Source organism: Streptosporangium sp. NPDC050855 (assembly GCF_044456585.1).
GTDB classification, from domain to species: Bacteria; Actinomycetota; Actinomycetes; order Streptosporangiales; family Streptosporangiaceae; genus Streptosporangium; species Streptosporangium longisporum.
The window spans coordinates 122,597-144,632 of record NZ_JBITFY010000009.1; the positions used below are offsets into that span (position 1 = coordinate 122,597).

The 22,036-nt window shown below is 72.1% G+C and carries 19 protein-coding genes; 13 read left to right on the forward strand and 6 right to left on the reverse strand.

Annotation, left to right across the window (positions count from 1 at the left end):
• Positions 1-269: 269 nt before the first annotated feature.
• The 4 genes from ACIBCT_RS19245 (at position 270) to ACIBCT_RS19260 (ending at position 3,724) form a co-directional block, all read left to right on the forward strand.
• Complete coding sequence (locus ACIBCT_RS19245) at positions 270-500, forward strand: hypothetical protein (RefSeq protein ID WP_344892548.1); 231 nt, start codon at positions 270-272, stop codon at positions 498-500.
• A gap of 379 nt (positions 501-879) precedes the next feature.
• Complete coding sequence (locus tag ACIBCT_RS19250) at positions 880-1,410, forward strand: PH domain-containing protein (protein ID WP_399190243.1); 531 nt, start codon at positions 880-882, stop codon at positions 1,408-1,410.
• Between the two features lie 158 nt (positions 1,411-1,568).
• The gene (locus ACIBCT_RS19255) at positions 1,569-2,915 is read left to right on the forward strand and encodes a helix-turn-helix domain-containing protein (protein WP_399190245.1); all 1,347 of its coding nucleotides are present in this window, start codon (positions 1,569-1,571) and stop codon (positions 2,913-2,915) included.
• Between the two features lie 107 nt (positions 2,916-3,022).
• Positions 3,023-3,724: a FadR/GntR family transcriptional regulator gene (locus ACIBCT_RS19260; RefSeq protein WP_344892540.1), complete on the forward strand. Its 702-nt coding sequence runs from the start codon at positions 3,023-3,025 to the stop codon at positions 3,722-3,724.
• 295 nt (positions 3,725-4,019) lie between these two features.
• On the opposite strand, the gene dnaN is transcribed toward ACIBCT_RS19260, so the two are convergent.
• The 3 genes from dnaN to ACIBCT_RS19275 all read right to left on the reverse strand — a co-directional run bounded on the left by dnaN (position 4,020) and on the right by ACIBCT_RS19275 (position 7,428).
• Complete coding sequence (gene dnaN, locus ACIBCT_RS19265) at positions 4,020-5,120, reverse strand: DNA polymerase III subunit beta (RefSeq protein ID WP_399190247.1); 1,101 nt, start codon at positions 5,118-5,120, stop codon at positions 4,020-4,022.
• 122 nt (positions 5,121-5,242) lie between these two features.
• Positions 5,243-5,902 carry a response regulator gene (locus tag ACIBCT_RS19270; RefSeq protein ID WP_399190249.1) on the reverse strand — a complete coding sequence of 220 codons (660 nt, stop codon included), beginning with the start codon at positions 5,900-5,902 and terminating at the stop codon, positions 5,243-5,245.
• Complete coding sequence (locus tag ACIBCT_RS19275; RefSeq protein WP_399190251.1) at positions 5,899-7,428, reverse strand: sensor histidine kinase; 1,530 nt, start codon at positions 7,426-7,428, stop codon at positions 5,899-5,901. The genes ACIBCT_RS19270 and ACIBCT_RS19275 overlap by 4 nt, the downstream gene beginning before the upstream one ends.
• 155 nt (positions 7,429-7,583) lie before the next feature.
• On the opposite strand from ACIBCT_RS19275, the gene ACIBCT_RS19280 reads away from it, so the two are divergent.
• From ACIBCT_RS19280 to ACIBCT_RS19300, 5 genes are all read left to right on the forward strand, one after another.
• Positions 7,584-8,483 (forward strand): ABC transporter ATP-binding protein, encoded by a 900-nt coding sequence (locus ACIBCT_RS19280; protein WP_399190253.1) that lies wholly within the window; start codon positions 7,584-7,586, stop codon positions 8,481-8,483.
• Positions 8,480-9,217 (forward strand): ABC transporter permease, encoded by a 738-nt coding sequence (locus ACIBCT_RS19285; RefSeq protein WP_399190255.1) that lies wholly within the window; start codon positions 8,480-8,482, stop codon positions 9,215-9,217. Before ACIBCT_RS19280 ends, ACIBCT_RS19285 begins: the two co-directional genes overlap by 4 nt.
• A 433-nt stretch (positions 9,218-9,650) precedes the next feature.
• On the forward strand, positions 9,651-10,370 hold the full coding sequence (locus ACIBCT_RS19290; protein WP_399190257.1) for a metallophosphoesterase: 720 nt from the start codon (positions 9,651-9,653) through the stop codon (positions 10,368-10,370).
• Positions 10,371-10,789: 419 nt separating this feature from the next.
• On the forward strand, positions 10,790-11,098 hold the full coding sequence (locus ACIBCT_RS19295; RefSeq protein ID WP_399190259.1) for a sigma factor-like helix-turn-helix DNA-binding protein: 309 nt from the start codon (positions 10,790-10,792) through the stop codon (positions 11,096-11,098).
• A complete protein-coding gene (locus ACIBCT_RS19300) occupies positions 11,095-11,811 on the forward strand; it encodes an anti-sigma factor family protein (RefSeq protein WP_399190261.1) in 717 nt (238 codons plus the stop codon). The genes ACIBCT_RS19295 and ACIBCT_RS19300 overlap by 4 nt, the downstream gene beginning before the upstream one ends.
• Here the strand turns inward: ACIBCT_RS19300 and ACIBCT_RS19305 are convergent.
• Entirely contained in the window at positions 11,795-12,235 is a 441-nt protein-coding gene (locus ACIBCT_RS19305) for a winged helix-turn-helix transcriptional regulator (RefSeq protein WP_399190618.1), read from the reverse strand. The two genes, ACIBCT_RS19300 and ACIBCT_RS19305, sit on opposite strands and share 17 nt — an antisense overlap.
• A 59-nt stretch (positions 12,236-12,294) precedes the next feature.
• On the opposite strand from ACIBCT_RS19305, the gene ACIBCT_RS19310 reads away from it, so the two are divergent.
• Positions 12,295-12,786 (forward strand): zinc-binding dehydrogenase, encoded by a 492-nt coding sequence (locus tag ACIBCT_RS19310; protein WP_399190620.1) that lies wholly within the window; start codon positions 12,295-12,297, stop codon positions 12,784-12,786.
• 26 nt (positions 12,787-12,812) lie between these two features.
• Here the strand turns inward: ACIBCT_RS19310 and ACIBCT_RS19315 are convergent, their stop codons facing one another.
• Entirely contained in the window at positions 12,813-13,409 is a 597-nt protein-coding gene (locus ACIBCT_RS19315) for an NADPH-dependent FMN reductase (RefSeq protein ID WP_399190263.1), read from the reverse strand.
• A 289-nt stretch (positions 13,410-13,698) separates the two neighbouring features.
• On the opposite strand from ACIBCT_RS19315, the gene ACIBCT_RS19320 reads away from it, so the two are divergent.
• On the forward strand, positions 13,699-15,129 hold the full coding sequence (locus ACIBCT_RS19320) for an alpha/beta hydrolase family protein (protein WP_399190265.1): 1,431 nt from the start codon (positions 13,699-13,701) through the stop codon (positions 15,127-15,129).
• Positions 15,130-15,181: 52 nt separating this feature from the next.
• On the opposite strand, the gene dnaB is transcribed toward ACIBCT_RS19320, so the two are convergent.
• On the reverse strand, positions 15,182-17,911 hold the full coding sequence (dnaB, locus tag ACIBCT_RS19325) for a replicative DNA helicase (RefSeq protein ID WP_399190267.1): 2,730 nt from the start codon (positions 17,909-17,911) through the stop codon (positions 15,182-15,184).
• A 625-nt stretch (positions 17,912-18,536) separates the two neighbouring features.
• Between dnaB and ACIBCT_RS19330 the strand changes: the two genes are divergently transcribed.
• On the forward strand, positions 18,537-19,805 hold the full coding sequence (locus tag ACIBCT_RS19330; RefSeq protein WP_399190622.1) for an MATE family efflux transporter: 1,269 nt from the start codon (positions 18,537-18,539) through the stop codon (positions 19,803-19,805).
• A gap of 398 nt (positions 19,806-20,203) precedes the next feature.
• Positions 20,204-21,967 carry an APC family permease gene (locus ACIBCT_RS19335; protein WP_399190269.1) on the forward strand — a complete coding sequence of 588 codons (1,764 nt, stop codon included), beginning with the start codon at positions 20,204-20,206 and terminating at the stop codon, positions 21,965-21,967.
• Positions 21,968-22,036 lie beyond the last annotated feature (69 nt).

Consider the following 22,036-nt stretch of genomic DNA (forward strand, 5'->3'; position numbering starts at 1 on the left):
GCCTTCACGGCCGGCGCGGGTTCCGCGGCACGGCCCGGTGGGGCCGTCCCCCCTCCTTCCCGGTAACGAGTCCCGGTGACGCCTCCCGCGCCCGGACGGCCGGACGTTGTGATGTCCTGACGTTTCCCGGGCCGTTCCTTTCCCCTGATGGACGGTTCCTCTACCGCTCGCCGGTTACAGCAGGTCGCCGACCGGGTACGAAGCGTGGCGAAGACATCTCTTCTGTGTCCCCGGTCCGCCGAGGCCGCGGGCGCACACCAGGGAGAACCATGAGCGAGCGAATCATCCCGGCCACCGAGCCGGACCCGTACGCGGACTTCAGCGCCGCGCTGAGGGACGAGTTCTCGAAGATCCATCCGGCCTCCACGGTGACCCGCTGCATAGAGGCGGCTCACTACGGAGCGCTGGAGGTGGTCGGCCACGCCCATCCGGCGCTGGTCGAGCGGATCGCCCGCAAGCACCTCGAGGTTCTCGCGCTGGTCGCGAGCGAGCGCGGGTGACGGCGCCGTCGCGGTGCCGATGACGGAGATCGCGGACGCGGGGATCGCGGGAGACCGGGATGAACGCGCGACACGGGGGCGAGGGTCCACGGGCGCCCCACGGGGCCGGTTACGGGATTGTCACGGCCGGTGTGAGACCGGATGAGCCGATGCGCTTTACCGCGGCATGGCCCTGGGTAATGTATACGACGGGTGCAGTGGGTGAGTGGTAGTAGGAGGCCAAGGTGCAGGTCAAGAAGGTTCTATCGTATAGCGCTGTCGGTTTCGTGGCGTTTTTCCTGTTCACACGACCAGATGACGCAGCCAACGCCGTGAGGGGTGCCATGGACACGGTTTACACAGCGGCCGATTCATTGGCCCAGTTCGTCTCACATCTCTCATGAGGCTCGTGACCCACGGGGACTCCGCTCCCTCGTCGGTCAACCGCTACCTGCTCCCCCACGAACACCAGGTCATCATGGTGCGGCGCCACCCGGCCGTGCTGCTTCGCGCGGTCGCCGAGGTCTTCGGCGGCCTGATCCTCGCCGGACTGCTGAGCAAGTGGTTCGGCGACCAGGGCGGCGGTGGCGTGCTCGTCGTCGTCTGGTGGGCCTGGCTGCTGCTGCTGATCCGCTTCGTGTGGAAGGTCGCCGAGTGGTCGGTCGACTACTTCGTCGTCACCTCCAAGCGGATGCTGCTCACCACCGGCCTGATCACCCGCAAGGTCGACATGATGCCGCTCGCCAAGGTCACCGACATGAGTTTCCAGCGCTCGATCCTCGGCCGAATGCTGGGGTACGGCGAGTTCGTTCTGGAGTCGGCCGGTCAGGACCAGGCACTGTCGCGGGTGAATTACATCCCCTACCCGGAGACGCTCTACCTGGAGGTCTGCCAGATGCTCTTCCCGGGAGGTAATGACTCGGATGATTAAGGGCTTATGTCCCTGATGGCAGCAATGTCCGTGATGACAGCAATGCTGTTTGATCGCCGACACTTTCTGGTAAGGATTTTTCACGTGGGGTTACCGGCTTCGGCCGCTTCGTGTCATCATGGCCAGAACGTTGACCATCCCCCGCCCTGAGAGATCAGATGCCGAGTCAGGGAACCATAGGTGACCGCGTCCGCGGCCTGAGACTGAGCAGACGCATGTCCCAGGCCCAGCTCGCCGGGCCCGACCTTTCCGACAGTTACGTCTCCCTCATCGAGTCGGGCAAGCGGACGCCGACCCCCGTGGTCGCACGCCTGCTGGCCGAACGCCTGGGATGCACCACCGAGTTCCTGCTGCACGGGATCGAGCCGCGCCAGCGCGTCGACACGGAACTGGGCCTGCGCCACGCCGAGCTGGAGCTGCTGCACGGCGACCCGGCCGTCGCGGCCGACCGGTTCGGTGAGATCGTCAAGGTCGCCGGCGAGGAGAACGCCATGCTGGCCGCGCACGCGCGGCTCGGCCAGGCTCGGGCACTGGAGATCCAGGGGCTGCTCGGCCCGGCGGTGGAGGCGTTCGAGTGGCTGCGCCGGGAGGCCGTCGCCCACCCGGAGCGCCTGGCCGACCTGCCGCTGGTCGTGGCGCTGAGCCGCTGCTACCAGCGCGCCGGGGACACCCTGCGCGCCCACGACCTGGCCGCCCACGCGCTCGCCGAGGTCGTGAGGCTGCCGCTGGCGCACGGGGAGCTGGCCGTCGAGCTGGCCGCCTGCCTGATGGAGGCCCCGGTGGCCGGCGAGGCCGCCATGTCGTACGTCCGGCACGTTCTCGCGGTCAACGGCGTCCCGGCCGCGGTCAACCGTTCCGCGGAGATCCACGCCCTGTGGCGGGCGAGCGTCGTCGCCTCCGACGGTGAGGACTCGGCCCTGGCCGTCCGCCTGGCCGACGACGCGATCGCCACCGGGCGCCCGGCGCGGATGGCCGCCCAGCTCGCCCTCGTCGCGATGCACTGGGTGCGTCAGACCACCCGCGCCGGCGGTCCGCTGGACGATGCCGACCGGCTGGCGACCTCCGCGAGCAAGGTCTTCTCGGTCTTCCCCGAACGCGCCAGGGAGCGGGTCGAGAGCCTGGTCGTGCTCGCCCAGGTGCGGCTGGGGACGGGCGACACCGCGGGCGCGGTCTCGCTCGCCGAGAGCGCCCTCGGCATGCTGGACGGCCGCGGGGGCGTCACCGCCGCGACCGCGCAGCTGATCCTGGCCCGGATCACCCTCGGCCGCGACCGGAGCGGTGTTCCGGCCGCGCTGGAGGCCGCCCGGCGGATGCTGGAGGAGGTCCGGCCCGGACCTTCCAGCCCCGATCGGGAGGCCGCGCGGGTCTGGCGAGCCCTCGGTGACCTCTATGGCGAGGTCGGTGCGGGTGACGATCAGGCCGCCGCGTATCGTAGGGCTCTCGAGGCCGCCGGAGTGCGCGAGACGATGGTGGGCGTGACGGTCGATCCGGCCCTGGTCCGGTGAGGCGGTCTCGTTTGAGGGGTTCCAGTTTGTTCTTGCGCCTCCGGAATAACTAGGGTCTACCAGTCATTGATTCGTAGGATGACTGGTTTCCCAGGAGGAGGCGGACGGTGAGTCTGCGTACTGCGCAGCGAGCATCCCTCGTCGACCAAGTGATCGACCAACTCAAGGAGCAGATCACTTCTGATTCCTGGCCGATGCACGCAAAGATTCCCACCGAGACCGTCCTCGCCGAGCAGCTCGGGGTCGGCCGCAACACCGTACGCGAGGCGGTGCGCGCGCTGACCCACGCGGGCCTGCTGGAGTGCCGTCAGGGTGACGGCACCTATGTCCGGGCCACCAGCGAGCTGTCCGGGGCCATGCTGCGGCGCCTGCGCACCGCCGAGCAGCTGGAGATCCTGGAGGTACGGCGCGCCCTGGAGGTGGAGGCCGCGCGGCTGGCGGCCACCCGGCGCACCGAGGCCGACATCCTGCTGATCGAGGCGGCGCTGGCCGAGCGGGACCGCGCCTGGGAGCGGGGTGAACCGAACGCGTTCGTCGAGGCCGACCTGGCCTTCCACATCGCGGTCGTCCGCGCCACGCACAACATGGTGCTGATCGACCTGTACGAGGACTTCTCCGCGGCGCTGCGCGCCAGCATCACCGCGGCGGGCACCTCGCTGAGCAGCACCCTGAACAGCACGTACATCCCCCACGACGCGATCGCCCGCGCCATCTCGGCCGGTGACGCCGCCGCGGCCGAGCATGCCGGGCACGCGTGCATGGAGCACATCCTGATCGCCCTGACCGAGGAGCAGGAACTCTCCGCCTGACCCGTTCCGTCCCGCCGTCGTGGCGCGGGGGCCTGTCCGGCCCCGCGTCCCGGCGGCGGTCGCGTCTCGTCGGGCGTCTCACCGATCGCAAGGTGGCGGAGGGCCTGCACGTCTCGTTCCCCGGTGCGGGCGCGGGGACGCCGGTCACGAGAGTGCACGCGTGTGCTGTCGTGGGTGCCGCGTGAGGTCACCGAGGGTTCGGGCGCGGGAACGCCGGTCACGAGAGTGCACGAGGGAGCGGAAGGTCGGCGCGTCTCGTCGGGCGCCCCCGGGTCTGCTCCGGATCGGGCGGCCCTCAGGTCAGGCGCAGGGACATCACGAGGTAGCGGAAGGCGGGCGCGGCGTCGCCGGGAACCTCGGTGATCAGCGCGGGCCGGCTCGGTGACTCCATGTTCAGCCGGACGAACTCGGTCTCGACCCCGCTCAGGCCGTCCAGCAGGAACTGGGACTGGAAGGCGATCTGGAGGTCGTCACCGGACAGCTCGGCCTCGACGACCTCGGTGCCGCGGCCGATGTCCCCGCCGCCCGCCTGGATCAGGACCTGTCCCTGCTCGAAGGAGAGCCGGATCGCGGTGTTGCGCTCGGCGACCAGCGCGACCCGCTTGATCGCTTCGATGAACGGGGCCGTCCGCATGTCGGCCCGGATCGACCAGTCGTCGGTCAGCCGCGAGCGGTAGTCGATGAACTGCTCGTCGAGCAGGCGGACCGTGGTGCTCCGGCCGACGCTCTCGAAACCGGCGATGCCGTCGCCCAGCGCCATCGACACCTCGCCGTCCCGCAGCGACCTGGCCACGTCGACGAGCACCCGCGCGGGCACCATGGCGGCGGCCGTGACGTCCGGCCGCTCGGGCCGCCAGTCGAACTCCCTGGCCGCGATGCGGTAGCGGTCGGTGGCGGCCATGGTCACGCCCTCGCCGGAGATGTCGACCCGGATGCCGGTCAGCATGGGAAGGGACTCGTCCCGGCTGGCCGCGGGGGCCACCTGGCCGACCGCGGTGGCGAAGATCCCGCCGCCGACCGCGCCGATCCTCGGCGGCATCTGCGGGAGGGCCGGGAAGTCCTCCACCGGCATGGTCAGCAGGCCGAACTCGGCGCTGCCGCAGGTCAGGACCGCCTCGGAGGCGTCGGTGACGACCTCCACCGCCTCACCCGGCAGGCTGCGCGTGATCTCGGCGAGGATCCGGCCCGGGATCAGCGCCCGGCCGGGCTCGGCCACGACCGCCTCGATCGAGACGCGGGCGGAGACGTCGTAGTCGAAGGCCGAGATCACGAGATCCTCCTCGTCGGCCTCCAGCAGCAGGCCCGACAGGACGGGCAGCGTCGGCCGGCTCGGCAGCGCCCTGGCCACCCAGGCCACCGCGTCGGCCAGGACATCACGGTTCACCCGGAACTTCACCTGATCACCCCTCCGTCCCGAACGGCGATCCCACACGGAAGCCGTACATGCAGCACGTTATCCGCTGCCACCGACGAAACGTCAGGGGTCGCGGGGGCCGGAGGAGGACGGGACGGGGGCGGTCAGCCGCGCGCGGCGTTGAGATAGGTCAGGACGGCCAGGACGCGACGGTTGTCGTCGTCGGAGGGGGCCAGGTCGAGCTTGGTGAAGATACCGGCCGTGTGCTTGCCGACCGCGCTCTCGCTGAGGAACAGGCGCTGGGAGATGGCCGCGTTGGAGCGGCCCTCGGCCATGAGCTCCAGCACCTCGCGCTCGCGCGGCGTCAGCGCGCCGAGCGGCTCGTGGCGGGCGGTGCTGGCCAGCAGCTTGGCGATGACCTCGGGGTCCATCGCGGTGCCTCCTGCGGCGACCCGGCGGACCGCGTCGACGAACTGCTCGGCGTTGAAGACCCGGTCCTTGAGCAGGTAGCCGATCGCGCCCGAGCCGTCGGCCAGCAGCTCGCGCGCGTACAGCTGCTCGACGTGCTGGGACAGCACCAGCACCGGCAGGCCGGGGACGGCGCGGCGGGCCGTCAGCGCGGCCTGGAGCCCCTCGTCGGTGAACGTGGGCGGCAGGCGCACGTCGACCACGGCCACGTCGGGCCGCAGGTCGAGCAGCGCCCGCAGCAGCTCGGGCCCGGACTCGACGGCCGCGACCACCTCGAAGCCGTGCGCCTGGAGCAGGTGCACCAGGCCGTCGCGCAGCAGGTAGAGGTCCTCGGCGATGACGACTCGGGGGCTCACCGCCCCAACCATAGGCGAGTCGGCGCGACCTCGGCCAGCCGGATGCGGCGGGCGTGCTGGAGGGGGACGAGCATGGCCGCGGCGTACATGGACAGGCCCAGCATGATGTTGAAGACGATCAGCGGCCACTGCAGCGGACCGGGCAGGTAGAGCGCGAGGAACCAGCTGCGGTTCTCGATGTCGATGATCTTCATGATCGCCGCCACCATGCCCTGCGGGAAGAGCGGGAGCCAGCCGAGCCCCCAGCCGAGCCCGACGATGACCATCTTGCCGCGCGGCAGGGGCGGCTTGACGGCCGGGTACTTCTCGGCGAGCGCGTTGGGCAGGTCGAAGGTGGCGGTGGTCGGTCCGCCCTGCGGGCTGTTGACCGCGAGCACCCCGTCGAAGGCCGCGAGCCTGCGCTCGATGCCGCGCAGGCCGCTTCCCCGCGCGGGGTCGGCGCCCCCCGAGCCGTCGTCGGTGACGACGACGCGCAGCGCGTGGCCGTGCCCGCTGATGTCGATCCACACCCGTTCGGCACCGCCGTGCCGGGCCGCGTTGGTGAGGAGCTCGCTGATCGAGAAGTAGGCGGCCGACTCCACGGGCGAGTCCGGGCGGGTGTCCAGGTCCACGGTGACCGCGACCTTGAGCGGGCTGTCCATCGCCAGCGCGCGGACCGCGTCGCCGAGACCGCGCTCGGCCAGCACCGGCGGGTGGATGCCCTTGACCAGGTCGCGCAGCTCGACCAGCGCGGTGGAGGAGGCCTCCCTGGACTTGGCCAGCAGCGCCTTGGCCGCCGCCGGGTCCTTGTCCATGAGCTCCTCGACCGCGCCGAGCGTCATGCCGATCGCCACCAGCCGGGCCTGCGCGCCGTCGTGCAGGTCGCGCTCGATCCGCCGCAGCTCGGACGCCTGGGAGTCGACCGTGGCCAGGCGGGCCTGGTCGAGGCGCTGGACCTGCCCGGTGAGCACCGACTCGGCCGTGGGGGAGAGCAGCAGGAGGTTCCACCAGGCGTACCCGCGCAGCAGGTGGGGGACGGCGGCCAGTGCCACGACGGCGGCGCACCCCAGGGCCACCGGCCACACGGGCGAGTCCTGGGACCCGGCGGCGAGCACGGCGCATCCGGCCAGCGCGAGGGGGAGCAGCAGGAAGACGCCGGCCAGCGGGCTGAGGAACAGCCACAGACCGTCCCGCCAGGTGGCCGTGTCGCCGACCAGCCACTGCCAGCGGTTGTTCCAGTCGGGCCAGCGGCCCGTCTTGTACAGCTGGCGGTCGTGCCGGTACCAGCCGTCGGGCTGGGGCCGCACCGGCAGCGGCTCCGGCAGGTACGGGGCCGGTATCCCGATCCCGAGCCACTCGGCGTTCAGCTTCCTGACCTGGCCCGTGCGGCACCTCATCGCCTGGGCCAGCGGCGGGAAGAGGAAGACCAGGCCCAATCCGAACGCCAGCACGACCCCGATCAGCATCAGGGCCACCATCACCACGTCCGCCAGGGCCATCACTCCGAGCGTCAGTGCCCTGCCGACCGCAACCGCGTACGTCCTCATGTCCCCAAGTGTCGGCCATGAGGCCCGGCGTTCCCAGTGGGGCCGCGCGCCGCCGGGGGGTGGAGGTAACCCCACCCCGGGCGGATGCCTGACCCGACCCGGGCGGGTGCCCAGCCCGATTCTCCGCGGCCCGCCGCGCTTCTAGCGTCGTCGGCATGAAGGTCATCGAGGTCAACGACCTCCGCAAGCGGTACCGCGATCACCTGGCGGTGGACGACGTCTCGTTCACCGTGGACGAGGGCGAGATCTTCGGAGTCCTCGGCCCCAACGGCGCCGGCAAGACGACCACCGTGGAGTGCGTCGCCGGCCTGCGCGTCCCCGACTCCGGCACGGTGAGCGTCCTCGGCGGTCTCACCGGCGCCGCGCTCAAGGAGCAGCTGGGCGTCCAGCTGCAGAGCTCCACCCTGCCGGAGAAGATCAAGGTGCGGGAGGCGCTCGACCTGTACGCCTCCTTCTACCGCACCCCCGCGGACTGGGGCGAGCTGCTCGAGCGGGTCGGGCTCTCCGCCAAGCGCGACACCCCCTACGGCAAGCTCTCCGGCGGCCAGCAGCAGCGGCTCTCGATCGCGCTGGCGCTGATCGGCAGGCCCCGCGTGGCGATCCTGGACGAGCTCACCACCGGCCTGGACCCGCAGGCCCGGCGGGACACCTGGGAGCTCATCGAGCAGGTCCGCGACAGCGGCGTGACGATCCTGCTGGTCACCCACTTCATGGAGGAGGCCGAACGGCTCTGCGACCGGCTCGCGCTGTTCGACGCGGGCCGGGTCGTCGCGGTGGACAGCCCCTCGGGCCTGATCGCCCGGGTCGACGGCCGGCAGATCGTCAGGTTCCGGCTCACCGGCCCGCTCGACGACGCCGTGCTGCGCGACCTGCCCGAGGTCGTCACGGTGAGCCGCAGCGGCGAGCAGGTGACGGTCACCGGGACCGGGAACCTGCTGCTCGCGATCGCGACCGGCCTGGCCGGCGCGGGCGTCACCCCCATCGACCTGCGCGTGGAGCGGACGACGCTCGACGACGCCTTCCTCGGCCTGACCGGAAAGAAGATCTCCTCATGAGGAAAATGCTGCTGATCGAGGCCAGGCTCCTGCTGCGGGAACCGGCCGCCGTGGTCTTCGCGATCCTGCTGCCGCTCGCGCTCCTGCTGGGACTGGGCAGCAGCATCCCGGCCATGCAGGAGGTCAACCCCGACCTGGGCGGCCAGCGGGCCATCGACACCCAGCTGCCGGGCATGATGGTGATCCTGGCCGTGGTGACGATGGCGTTCACCGTCCTGCCGGGAGTGCTGGTGAGCTACCGGGAGACCGGCGTGCTGCGCCGGATGTCCACCACCCCGGTCAGCCCGGTCCGGCTGCTGGTCGCCCAGGTGGTCAACAACCTCGTGGTGGCGATCGCCGCCACCGTCCTGCTCATCGTCCTCGGCCACCTGGTCCTCGGTTCGGTCCTGCCGCAGAGCCCGCTGGCCTTCGCGGGCGTGTTCGTGCTCGGCACGGCCTCGCTGTTCGGGGTGGGCCTGCTGATCACCGCCCTGGCGCCGAACGCCAAGTCCGCTCCCGCCATCGGGTCGCTGCTGATGTTCCCGCTGATGTTCATGGCCGGCATGTGGGTCCCCCGGGAACTGATGCCCGACCTCCTGCGCAGGATCGGGGACTTCCTGCCGATGGCACCGTTCGCCGACGCGCTCCGCGCCACCTGGGCCGGGCAGACGCCGCAGATGCTGCACCTGGTGGTGATGGCGGTGACCCTGCTGATCACCGGCGCGCTGGCCGCGCGGTTCTTCCGGTGGGAGTGACGGGCCCACGGCGGCCGGGCCGGAGTGACCGCCCACCGGCGTGACCGGCGTGACCGCTACGACTTTCCACTTTCCACGACCTCTGCGGCCGCTGTGGCCGCGTACGCGTACAGGATCGCCGTGATCCGTCCTTTGCAGGGGCAAGGGCGGGCCACGGCTTCCTCGTCACAGTCTTCCTGCCGTCTCCGCGGTCGTCCGGTGGCGGGGACCGGGCCGCCCCGGCGCGTCCGTACGAGCGGGCGCACGACCGTCCTGCACGACCGGCCGCATGACCCCGTCCTGCATGACCGGGCGCACGACCTGGCGGGGTCCCGGGCCCGGGCGGGAGAGCGTGCCGGGGCCGGTCACCCGGCGCGACCGTGCCCTCCGCGCGGGATGCCGGACGGCGGGGAGATGGTTATGTCACTCTTGGGTGATGCTGATCCTGGCGCACGTGAGTGACGTCCACATCGACGGTTCTCCCCGCAGCATCGACAGGGCCCGATCCGTCATGCGGCACCTGGAGAACCTTCCTGGGACACTGGACGCGGTCCTGGTGACCGGCGACATCGCCGGCAACGGCCTGATCGAGGAGTACGAGATCGCGCGCGAGCTGCTGACCACGCGCCATCCGACGCTCATCTGCCCGGGTGACCGCGACGTCCGCCCGGCCTTCCGCAAGGTCATGCTCGAAGAGGACGGCGACGGCCCGATCAACCAGGTCCTGCGTCTCAACGGCCTGACCGTGGCACTGTGCGACTCCAGCATGCCCGGCCGGCCGGAGGGCCTCCTGGACGACGAGACGATCGGCTGGCTGCACCGCGTGCTCGGCGAGGCCCCGGACACCCCGGCCGTCGTGGGCATGCACCACCCGCCGGTCTCCCTGGGCCTCCCGTACGCCGACGCGATCCGGCTGCGCCACCCGGAGCGGCTGGAGGGGATCGTACGGCAGTATCCGCAGGTGGTGGCCGTCCTCGCCGGGCACGCCCAGACCGCGGCCGGGACCGTCTTCGCGGGCCTGCCGCTCGTGGTCGCCCCCGGCGTCACCTCCACGCTCCGGCTCGCCCAGGAGCTGAGCACGCCGGTCCCGCTCGACTACGACCTGCCGCCGCAGATCGTCCTGCACGTGTTCGACGGCGGCCGTCTGGTCACGCACTTCCGCCCGATCCTGTGAGGTTCTGCGCGGTCCCGTGACGTCCTGCCAGGTTCCGTGATGGTCCGCCCGGCCGTGAGGTTTTGTTATGCGCTGCCGGGTCCCGCAGGTTTCGTCATGTCTGCCGGGCTCCGTGAGGTTCCGCCCGGTTGTGAGGTTCCGTCCGGTGCGCGTGAGGTCTCACGGGGACCCCTGAGGTCTCACCGTCCCGTGAGGGGCGGGGACGGCCCGCACCCCGGCCCGGAGCCGGTCCGCCCCCCTTCGTGCTCGCACCGCCCCCTGTCCCCACCCGGCCGGACGGTTGGGGGAAATCGTCTCTCGTGCCCGTTTGCCCGGTGAACAGGGCGCGAATTCGCACGATCTTTGAACCCATCCCGGCCCGTCGCCGTACTGCCTGCCGAGAGCGGAATCGTCCGGCGTCCGGAACGGGAGGGCAGAACGTGATCGCGAACGCCCGGTGGAGGCCCGCCTCGGCGGGTCCCGGCACGAGCACGGTCCCCTCCGGCGACCGGCGGAGCCGGCGCCGACGCCTGCGGCCGGTCGACCTCCCCGCCGACGAGGTGACGGTCGCGCTCACCTCGCTCTCCCCGGCGCACCGCGAGATCCTCGACCAGACGGTCCTGCGGAACCGGTCGGTGAACGACGCCGCCGCGGCGCTGGGCTTCCCGGTCGCGACGGTGAAGTCCCGGGTCCACCAGGCCCTGCGCGCGCTGCACGCCGCCCTTGAGGACAGAGGGGCGACGGCATGACCTCGCGGGTGGAGCACACCGACGTGGGGGCGTACGCCCTCGGCCTGCTGGAGGAGGACGACCGGGCGGCCTTCTCGGCGCACCTGCGCACCTGCGCGGCCTGTGTCGCGGAGCTGCGGGAACTGTCGGGGGTGGCGGACGCGCTGACCGGTGTCGGACGCCTGGGGGACGGCGGCGTGACACCCGGCGGCAGGAGGCGCGCCGAGGTGATCGACCTGCCGCGTCACCGCAAGGTCACCGACCGGCGTACCCGCCGTGGAACGTTCATGATCGGTGCCGCCGCGGCGGTGACCCTGGTGGCCGGCGGGATCGCCGCGGGAACGGCCTTCTCCACCGAGGGCACGAGCGCCCCGGCCGGCCACTCCGCGCCCGGACCGGCCGAGGACGCCTACCGGGGCGGCGTACCGCTCGCGGGCACCGGGGCCTCCGGGGTCGCCGGTGGGCTGGTGATCGAGACCAAGGGATGGGGCACCCACGCCGTCCTCGAACTCAAGGGGGTCAAGGGCCCGCTGGAGTGCGAGCTGATCGCCGTCTCCACCGCCGGTGAGCGGCGGGTGGTAACCGGCTGGGCGGTGCCGGAGAAGGGGTACGGGGTCCCCGGCTCCCCCGACCCCCTCTACATCCACGGCGGGGTCGCCTGGGAGCCCGCCGGGATAACCCGCTTCGAGGTGCGCACGACGGACGGGGACACGCTGCTCACCGTCGCCGTCTGACCGGGGCCCTGGCCCTCCCCGGGGGCCGGCTCTTCTCGACCTCGGGACGCCGGACCATGGGGCACGGCCTCCGGGCCGGGGGCCAGCCCTGCCGTACGGGCTCGGGCTCCTCGGCGGCGCGCAGGTCGTAGGCGGTGCGTGACGTCACGATCTCGGCGACGTTCTCCTCGCACCAGGTCCTGACGCCGTTCATCAGCCGTACCACGCTGTGTCCCAGCGAGCTGAGCCCGTACTCCACCCGGGGCGGGATCGTCGGGTAGACGGTGCGGATCACCATCCCGTCCCGCTCCATGGCGCGCAGCGTCTGGGTGAGGCTCTTCTGGGTGATCCCGTCGAGCCTGCGGCGCAGCACGCCGAACCGGACGGGGCCGTCCTGCAGAGCGTCCACCAGCAGGCAGGTCCACTTGTTGGCGATCGTGTCCAGGACCGTCCGGGAGGTGGGTCAATCCGATCGATCTCGTCGTCCGCGCCGGTTTCCACCCGCTGCTCGGCGACCCGCCCTTCACCCTCGGCTGGGACGTCGCCGGCACGGTCGAGTCCACCGGACCCGGCGTGTCCACCTTCGTCCCCGGTGACGAGGTGCTGGGCCTGCTCGCCTTCCCCGGTCCCGGGAACGCGTACGCCGACTACATGATCGCCTCGCACGACGAGATCGTGCACCGGCCCGCCGCCCTCTCCGTGCCGGAGGCGGGCGGGCTCCCGCTGGCCGGGCTGACCGCCTGGCAGGCCCTGGCCGGCATCGCCGACGTCGGCGACCCGGGCCTCACCCCGGAGCGCGCCGCCGAGCTGGGCGTACGGTTCGCGGTGGTGAGCGTGCGCCCCTCCGCGCCCGACCTGTCGCGACTGACCGCCCTGGCGGAGGCGGGCGGGCTCAGGGTCCACGTGGACCAGACGCTGCCGCTGACCGACGCGGCCAAGGCGCACGAGCTGCTGTCGGCCCGCCGTACCACCGGGAAGATCGTGCTGATCCCCTGACCCCGGCCGGGACGGCGGGCCCCGGATCAGGCGGCGGCGTACGGGCGCGCCGCCTTGCCGTCGCGCAGCGTCCGCGCCCACCAGGTGAGCTGGTCCAGCAGGACCTTGGCCGCGCCCTCGCACTCCTGCGGGCTGGTCGGGGCCCCGGCGTCGTCGAACCGGCTCCAGACACCGTGGAAGCTGACGGTGTCGCGGACGGTCACCGCGTGCAGCTCCGCGAAGACCAGGCGGAGCTGCTCGACCGCCCTCAGGCCGCCGGACAGGCCGCCGTAGGAGACGAACCCGACCGGTTTGGTACGCCACTGCCGGTCGTGCCAGTCGATGACGTTCTTCAGCGAGGCGGGGAAGCTGTGGTTGTACTCGGGGGTCACGACCACGAAGGCGTCGGCCGCGGCCAGTCGCGGGGTCAGGGACTCAAGGGTGCGGGCCGCCTCCGGGGCGGGCCCCGAGCCGAAGCCCGGTAACGCCAGCGGCAGCGGGAAGGCGGCCAGGTCGACGATGTCCACGTCCAGATCCTGGCGCGGGCGGGCCTGGTCGGCGAACCAGTTCGCGACCGTCGGGCCGATTCGCCCGTCCCGGACGCTGGCCACGATCACCGCGAGTCTGACGGTCTGCTCGGTCATGAGGATCCTCCGACGGTCGGGGCGCTCCGCATCCTTTACGGCGCCCTGCGAACAGGGTCGTACCTGAACCTTGGTTCAGGTCAAGGAGGAGAGGCGGGCCGCCGAGAGGTTTTCATCCGGCCCGGCGGCCGGCGGCCTGTCACCCGGGACGGCCGCCCCTGCCCCGCGTGAGGCGGCACGGCTCCGTCCCGGTCGCGAGCCCCCGGCCGGGAGAGGTCATACCGGGGTGGCACAGACCCTGGACATTGGGCCGATGCTCCGGCGAGGACCTCTCCGCCACGATGCTCACATGCCTGTGACCGTGTTCGGCCTGTCCCCCGTCGAGCTTCCTGCCCTGGTGGCAGCCGTCGTGCTGGTGTCGGCCCGCTGGCTGCCGCCCGGCGCGCGCCGGCTCTCCACAACGGCCGGTGCGGCGGTCCTCACGGTGTCCGCGGTCGCACTGATCGTGCTCGGGATCCGCTGGCAGCTCGTCCTCGTCCTCGCCGGGGGGGCCGCCGCGTCGGCGTTCACCGCCCTCCCTCTCCTGAAACGGCGTGCCGGGCGACCCACGTGGCGGGCACCGTGGTGGCTTGCCCTGCCGGGGTCGGCGGCGTGCCTGGCCCTGGTCCTCGCGGGCGCGGTGGCGGCGTGGGCGCTGCCCGTGCCCGTGTTCCCGGAACCACCGGGCGCCTACGCCGTCGGGACCACCGTCGCGCAGTGGACCGACCCCGACCGCGCGGAGGCCGCGACGTCCCGGCCCGACGACAGGCGGATCGTCGTCGTCCAGCTCTGGTATCCCGCGCAGGGCGTCGCACCGGGCGCCCCCCGGGCGCACTACCTCGGCCGTACGGCCCGGGAGGCGCGGCTCGTCGCCCGCGGCGAGGCCGACTACCTCGGCATCCCGGGTCTCCTGCTCGACGAGGCGGCGCGTGCCGGCACCCACGCGGTGCCCGGCGCCCCGGTCCCCGGCTCGGGCGGCCGGTTCCCCGTGGTGTTGTTCTCGCCCGGGCTCGGAGGGGTGCGGACCCAGAACACCGCATGGGCCGAGGACCTGGCCAGCCGCGGATACGTCGTGGCGGCCCTCGACCACCCCTACGACTCGGCCGTCGTCACCCTCGCCGACGGCCGGACGATCCGCACCCGGCTCGCGGCCACCGGCGACCAGGCCGAGGACGACAGGCGGGCGGCCGGGTGGACGGCGGTCAGGGCCGCGGACCTCGGCTTCGTCCTCACCATGCTCGACCGGCTGGACCGCGGCGAGATCCCGGGTCCGCTGACCGGTCGGCTCGACACCCGCCGGGTCGCGGCGACCGGTCACTCCCTCGGCGGCGCCGCCGCCCTGCTGGCCGCCCGCCAGGACCGCCGGTTCGCGGCCGTCGTGAACCTGGACGGCTTCCCCCGCGATCCGGCGCCACGGCCGTTCCACCAGCCCGTGCTCGCGCTCACCCACGACGTCGGACCGGGCGAGGAGGCGAAGTACGTCTCCCGCCTCACCGGGGTGCTCCGGCTCAGCACGGCGACGGGCTACCGGCTCACCGTCCCCGGCTCGGCCCACCTCACCTTCACCGACGCCCCGCTCTACCTGCCGCCCCTGCCCTCGCTCGTCGGCTCCATGGGCCGGACCGCCGGGCCGCGCCTCACGGCGGCGGCCACCGCCGTCTTCCTGGACGCCACGCTCCGTGGTAAGCCAGGCGACCTGGCCACGGCCCTGTCCGCGTACGGTCACCTGACGGTCCACTAGAGGCGGCCACCGGGAGGAGGCGGCACGCGGCTCGAAGCCCTGCGGCCGTCTCCTAGTGGGGCGCCATGTCGACGAAGCGGCTGTAGTGGCCCTGGAACGCCACGGTGACCGTGGCGGTGGGGCCGTTACGGTGCTTGGCCACGATCAGGTCGGCCTCTCCGGCCCGGGGCGACTCGCGCTCGTAGGCGTCCTCCCGGTGCAGCAGGATGACCATGTCCGCGTCCTGCTCGATGCTTCCGGACTCGCGCAGGTCGCTGACCATGGGCCTCTTGTCGGTCCGCTGCTCGGGACCACGGTTGAGCTGGGAGATCGCGATCACCGGAACCTCCAGCTCCTTGGCGAGGAGCTTGATGGCCCGGGAGATCTCGGAGACCTCGTTCTGACGGCTCTCGGTCTTCTTGGGCGAGGACATCAGCTGCAGGTAGTCGATGATGACGAACCGCAGGTCGTTGCGCTGCTTGAGTCGGCGGCACTTGGCCCTGATCTCCATCATCGACATGTTGGGCGAGTCGTCGATGAACAGCGGCGCCTCGGCGACCTCGCCCATCCGCCGGGCCAGCTTGGCCCAGTCGTCGTCGGTCATCGTGCCCGAGCGCATGGCGTGCAGCGCCACCCGCGCCTCGGCCGACAGCAGACGCATGGTGATCTCGTTGCGCGACATCTCCAGGGAGAACACCACGGTCGTCATGCCGTGCTTGATCGCGGCGGACCGGGCGAAGTCCAGCCCGAGCGTGCTGTTGTGGGTGGGGACGCACGTCCGTCCGGCGAGGTACATGTGGTCGGCGGCGTCGACCTCCACGCACCTCACCGGCCGCGAGGGCACCGGCCGGACGTCGACGATCCGGCGGACCTCGGTCGTCGCACCGGCGCCGGTCACCTGCCGGACGGCCTTGTCGGGCAGCCGGAACACCTTGTCGGACGCCATGAAGTCGATCACGTGGTGGCCGTGGGGACCGGCGTCGCCGTCCCCGGTGACCGGCGCCGTCATGGTCGCCAGGTGGCCGAGGCTCAGGACCAGCTCGAAGGCGTCCCGGGCGAGCCCGTCACCGGTGATCGAGAGCCGGATCCGGCCGTCGGGGTCGACGTGGCCCCGGGTGTCGAGGAGACCCGCCAGCAGGGCGCGCCGCTGCTCGCGGGAGGCCCGCAGGTACGTCCCGGGAATGCGCTCCTGGCCGAGGACACCGAGGAGACCGGTCGTCGCGAGGGTTCCGGGAAGGCCGTCGAAGGCGTCGCCGGGCCGGCCGGGGGCGCGGCCGGGCGAGTCATCCGGGCCCTCGGCGGCGATCCACGACTCCTCGGCCTCCAGGTTGAGGACGATCTCCGGGTCGAGCGCGACCGGCCACGGGCCGTCGCCCTCACCGGCGTTCCGGGGATCCGTGGTGTTCCCGACGTCCGTGGCGTTCCGGGCGCCCATGGTGTTCCGGGGGGCCGTGGTGTTCCGGGCGTCCATGGCGTTCCTGCCGACGTCTCGGCCGGTGACCTCGCCGATGTCACGGCCCGGGCCGGTGCCCCCGATGCGGCCTGCCTTCCCATCGGCGGTGCCGGCGCCCTCAGCGGCCCCGGGACGACCGTTCGCGGTGGCACCGAGCCGGACGCCGAGCCCGACCCCGAGCGCGTAGGGAGAGAACGGCAGATCCCGTTCGGGCAGGTCGAACGCGGCGGCGACGGCGACCGCGTGCTCCGACCGCCCGCCGGTCGAGGTGGCGCGCAGCGTACGGGCGATCTCCTCCGTCGTGACGACGCTCTGGTGCGCGTCGGCGGCCCGGAAGGCGACGGCGCCCGGACGCGCGACGGCCTGGTGCGCGGTGACGCTCCGGTGAGCGGCGGTCCCGGAGACGCCGGCCTCGGAGACAGCGGTCCCGAAGACAGCGGTCCCGGAGACGCCGGTCCCGGGGGCGCTCAGTGTCCGCCACTGGTGCTGCGCGTCGGCGACGATCACCGTGCCGTCGTCGAACTCCACCTCGTAGCAGGGGCGCCCGTGCATCACGCCGGTCGCCGCGACCACCCGGGTCGGCCTGCCGTCCGCGCCGATCAGCCGGTCCCCCGGCCTCACCTCGCCCATGGTCGTCCAGCCGTCCGGGGTGGGGAGCGGCGTGTCGAGGGCGAGCGCCTTGCCGATGGCGGGGCGGGCGGCGACGACGATCATCTGACCGGGGTGCAGGCCGTTGGTGAGCGCGTCGAGATCCTGGAAGCCGGTGGGGACGCCGACCATCTGGCCGCCCCGGCCGCCGATGGCCTCCAGCTCGTCCAGGGCGCCCGGCATGATGTCGGCCAGCGGGACGTAGTCCTCGGAGGTGCGGCGCTCGGTGACCTTGTAGATCTCCGCCTGGGCGCGGTCGACCAGGTCGTCGACCTCTTCGTCCTGCCCCCCGTAGCCGTAGGAGACGATGCGGGTGCCGGCCTCGATGAGGCGGCGCAGGATGGCCTGCTCTCGGACGATCCGCGCGTAGTAGCCGGCGTTGGCCGCGGTCGGCACGACGGCGGTCAGCGTGTGCAGGTAGGCGCCGCCGCCGATCCGGGCGACCTCGCCCCGTTTCTGCAGCTCGTCGAAGATGGTGACGGCGTCGGCGGGGTCACCGCGGCCGTAGAGGTCGGTGATGATGTCGTAGATGATCTGGTGGGCGGGCCGGTAGAAGTCGTCGGATCGCACGATCTCGACCACATCGGCGATGGCGTCCTTGGAGAGCAGCATGCCGCCCAGGACCGACTGCTCGGCCTCGATGTTGTTCGGCGGGGTGCGCTCGAATCCCGGCTGGAAGACCGGTGGCTCCGCGATGCTCACCGCACACCCCCTCTTTCGAACACAGTTGCGTTATCTCTATTTGTAGCCGACCGGGCTGACAGTTTCGCCGCTCCGCGCCATGCTGGCAACGCGGCCTGTAGACAGGGGTGTGGATAAGCTGTGCAGTTCTCCCCCCAGGGTGTGGGCGCCCTGGGGACAGCCTTGTGGATAACTCTTGTCCACATCTGTGGATAACCCTGTGACCAGCGGAAACGTCATCCACCGCCTGTGGAGAAAAGAAAGTTGGGGCGACACGCCGAGAGTGGCCCCAGATGGCAGGACCCGACCGCTTCCTCCCGCCGGTGATCCATCTGCGGGTAAGGGGCACAATAAATACGTGCCTCTTACTTCTGGCCCCGGGCGCCCCGGCCGCCGAGGTCGTCCCGCCCGCGACGGCCGGCCGGGCCGTGACGGCCGGCCGAGTCGTCCCGGTCCCCCGGACGATGACGAGAGCCCGGACGGTGACGAGAGCCCGGACCGCGACGGCCGTGCGGGCCGTGACGGGTCCCCGGGCCGTGACGGCCGTGCGGGCCGGGACGAACCCGCGGGACAGGACGGCCCCGCGGGTGGCACCGGACACGCGAACCGGGCCGGGGGGTCCCCGGGCCGCGAGTACGACCGGCAGATCCTGCGGCTCGCGCTGCCCGCGTTCGGAGCCCTGGTGGCCGAACCGCTCTTCCTGCTGACCGACACCGTCGTCGTCGGCCGCCTGCCCGCTCCCGCCCTCGGCGCCCTGGGCGTGGCGAGCACGGTGCTGAGCTTCCTGGTGGGGCTCTGCGTCTTCCTGGCCTACGGCACGACCGCGGCGGTGGCCCGGCAGATCGGGGCGGGCGAGACCGGCCGTGCCCTGCGGCAGGGTGTGGACGGCCTCTGGCTGGCCGCCGGGGTCGGAGTGGCGATCATCCTGGTGGTCTGGCCGCTGGCCCCCTGGCTGGTCCAGCTGATCGGCGCCGAGGGGGAGCTCGCCCGGCAGGCGGTGACCTATCTGCGGATCAGCCTGCTGGGCGTCCCGTCCATGCTGCTGGTGCTGGCGGGCACGGGCGTGTTGCGCGGCATGCAGGACACCACCACCCCGCTGCTGGTCTCGGTGGGCGCCTTCCTGCTCAACGCCGGGCTCAACGTCCTGTTCGTGCTGGGACTCGGCTGGGGCATCGCGGGCTCGGCCTGGGGCACGGTACTGGCCCAGTCGCTCGCCGCCGCCGTCTATCTCGGCCTGATCCTCGTCCGGCACCGCGCCCCGCTGCGTCCCGACCTGGCGGGCGTGCGCGCCGCGGGCTCGGCCGGGATCGCCCTGGTCGTCCGTACGGCCTGCCTGCAACTGGTGCTGGCCATCGCTGCCGCCGCGGCCACCCGCATGGGAGAGGACCAGATCGAGGCGCACACGATCGCCGCCAGGATCTGGACCCTGCTGGCGTTCGCCCTGGACGCCATCGCGATCGCCGGGCAGGCGATCACCGGCCGCGCCCTGGGCGCGGGCGACGTGGCGGGGGTGCGCGGGGCGACCTGGCGGATGGTGCTCTGGGGTGTCGGCTCGGGCGTGGTGCTCGGGCTCGCCGTGGTGGCCGCCCGGCCGTTCGTGCCCGGCCTGTTCGACGCGGGGCCCGCGGTGTCGGCACACCTGCTCGGCCCGCTCTGGGTGGTGGCCGCCCTGCAGCCGGTCGCCGGGGTGGTGTTCGTGCTGGACGGGGTGCTCATCGGTGCCGGGGACCGGCGCTACCTCGCCTGGGCCGGGATATGGACGACGCTCGCCTACCTGCCCGCCGCGTACCTGGTGGACCTGGGCGGCGGTGGCCTGGTGGCGCTCTGGCTGGCGCTCGGCCTGTGGATGGCCGCCCGGCTGGTGACCCTGTCGGTCCGGGCGTACGGGACGGCATGGCTGGTGGTGGGCGGCTGACCGGGCACCGCACGGGCCGACCGGGAACCGTGCCGGACGCCGTACGGACTTCTGGCCGAAAGCCGGACCTGAGCCGGGCCGGAAATCGTGCCGGGGTGGGGTCCGGGCGGGCGTGACTCCGCCGACCGGAGGGAGCGTCGCCCGGTTTCCCCGTTCCACAAGGGGATGCGGGCCGATTCACGGTGACCGGATCGGCGGGTGATGCGTCCGTGACGGCCGGTGCCCACAGGCCGGGTGATCCATGCGTGACACTGTGGTGTCCACCACGTAACCGGATAGCCCTTGTCCAGCGGAACTCTCCTACGGCACTGTGAAACAAGTCCGGCAATATGGGTTATTCACCCACCACGATTGGTCACATCGTGCCCGAAGGTCCTTCCCTGTCGATAGTCCGCCGTATGCCACCGAGCCATGCCACCGGCCGGTGGACCGGCGCGCGCCACGGCCTGCCCACCGCCTACCGCAGGAAGGACCTCATCGTCCTCGGCCTCGGTGTCATGATCGGCGCGGGCATCTTCAGCCTCGCGGGCCGTCAGGCGGCGTCCATGGCCGGGCCGGGCGTGATCCTCTCCTTCATGATCGCCGGAATCACCACCCTGCTCGTGGCCTTCTGCTTCGCGGAACTGTCCTCGGCCATGCCGAGCTCGGGAAGTGCCTACACCTTCACCTACGTCATCTTCGGCGAGGTGTGGGCCTGGGTGGTGGGCTGGTCCCTGGTGATGGAGCTGCTACTGGCCACCTCGGTGGTGGCCCGCGCGTGGTCGCTCTACGCCGCCCAGATGCTGACCGACTTCGGCGTGACCTTCCCGGACCTGATCTCCGGGGTGGTCGGCCAGCCCGAGGGGTTCGACCTCTTCACGCTGTTCATCCTGGTGGTCCTGACGGCCGTGGTGGCCCTGGGCGCCCGCGTCGGCCTCCGCGCACTGTGGATCATCGTGGTGGCCAAGCTGCTCGCCATCGGCGCGGTCATCGTGGTCGGTGCCCTGCACTTCGACCAGAACAACCTCGCGGCCATCCCGGTGCCGGCGGCGCCCGCGGCCAAGGCGGCGGACACCATGGACTCCCCGGTCCTCGGGATCATCTTCGGCCAGACGGGCGCCTTCGGCTGGTTCGGCATCTTCGCCGCCTCGGCGGTCATCACCTTCGCCTACATCGGCTTCGACGTCGTGGCCACCGGCGCCGAGGAGGCCGAGGACGCCCCCCGCTCGATGCCGAAGGGCATCATCCGCAGCCTGGTGATCACCACGGTCCTGTACATCTCGGTCGCCGTGGTGATGGTCGGCATGACCCCGTACGACGAGATCAACAAGGACGCGCCGCTCGCCAACGCCTTCCGCAGCGCCGGCGAGGGCTTCATGGTGCACATCATCAACATCGGGGCCGTGCTCGGCCTCACCACCGTGATCCTGGTGCTGCTCGTCGGCCTGACCCGTGTGCTGTTCTCCATGGCCCGCGACGGGCTGATCCCCCGCTCGCTCTCCAAGATCAACCGCAGTTACCACAGCCCGACGCGGGCCACGCTGATCATCGGCTTCCTGGCGATCCTGCTGGCCCAGTTCGTGAACGTGCTCACCCTCGAACCGCTGGTCGTGATCGGCGCCCTGTTCGTGTTCATCGCGGTGGCCGCGGGGGTGCTCAGGATGCGCAGGACGATGCCGGACCTGCCCCGCGGGTTCCGCACGCCGCTCTCCCCGGGCGTGCCGATCGCCTCGATCCTCGCCTGCCTGTGGCTGATGGTGAACCTCCAGCTCATCACCTGGCTGTACTACATCATCTGGATGGCCTTCGGCGTGCTGGTCTACCTGGTGTACGGCAGGCGCAACAGCGTGCTGGCCGAGCTGTCGCAGACACCGCCCGCGCCGCCCGAGCCGCCCGATGACCGCTCCCGCCGGGGACCCTTCGACCCTCCCGGCCCGTCCGATCGCTCCGGCCCCGGCGGACCCGGGCCCTACGGGTCTCCCGGTCCGTACGGACCGCCCGGACCCTACGGACCGCCCGGGGGTTCCGGCCCCTACCCCCAGCCCGGTGGTCCGGGACCCTACGGACCTTCGGGGCCTTCGGGTCCTCCCACGCCCCCTGGTCCGTACGGATCGCCGGGCCCCTACGGGCCTCCCGGACCCTACGGACCGCCCGGCGGTTCCCGGGGCAGGCACCGCCGCTGACGCGGCGCAGAAGGCTGATGCAGCGCAGAGGGCTCCCTCTCCCCGGGAGGGGGCCCTCGTGGGCCCTCG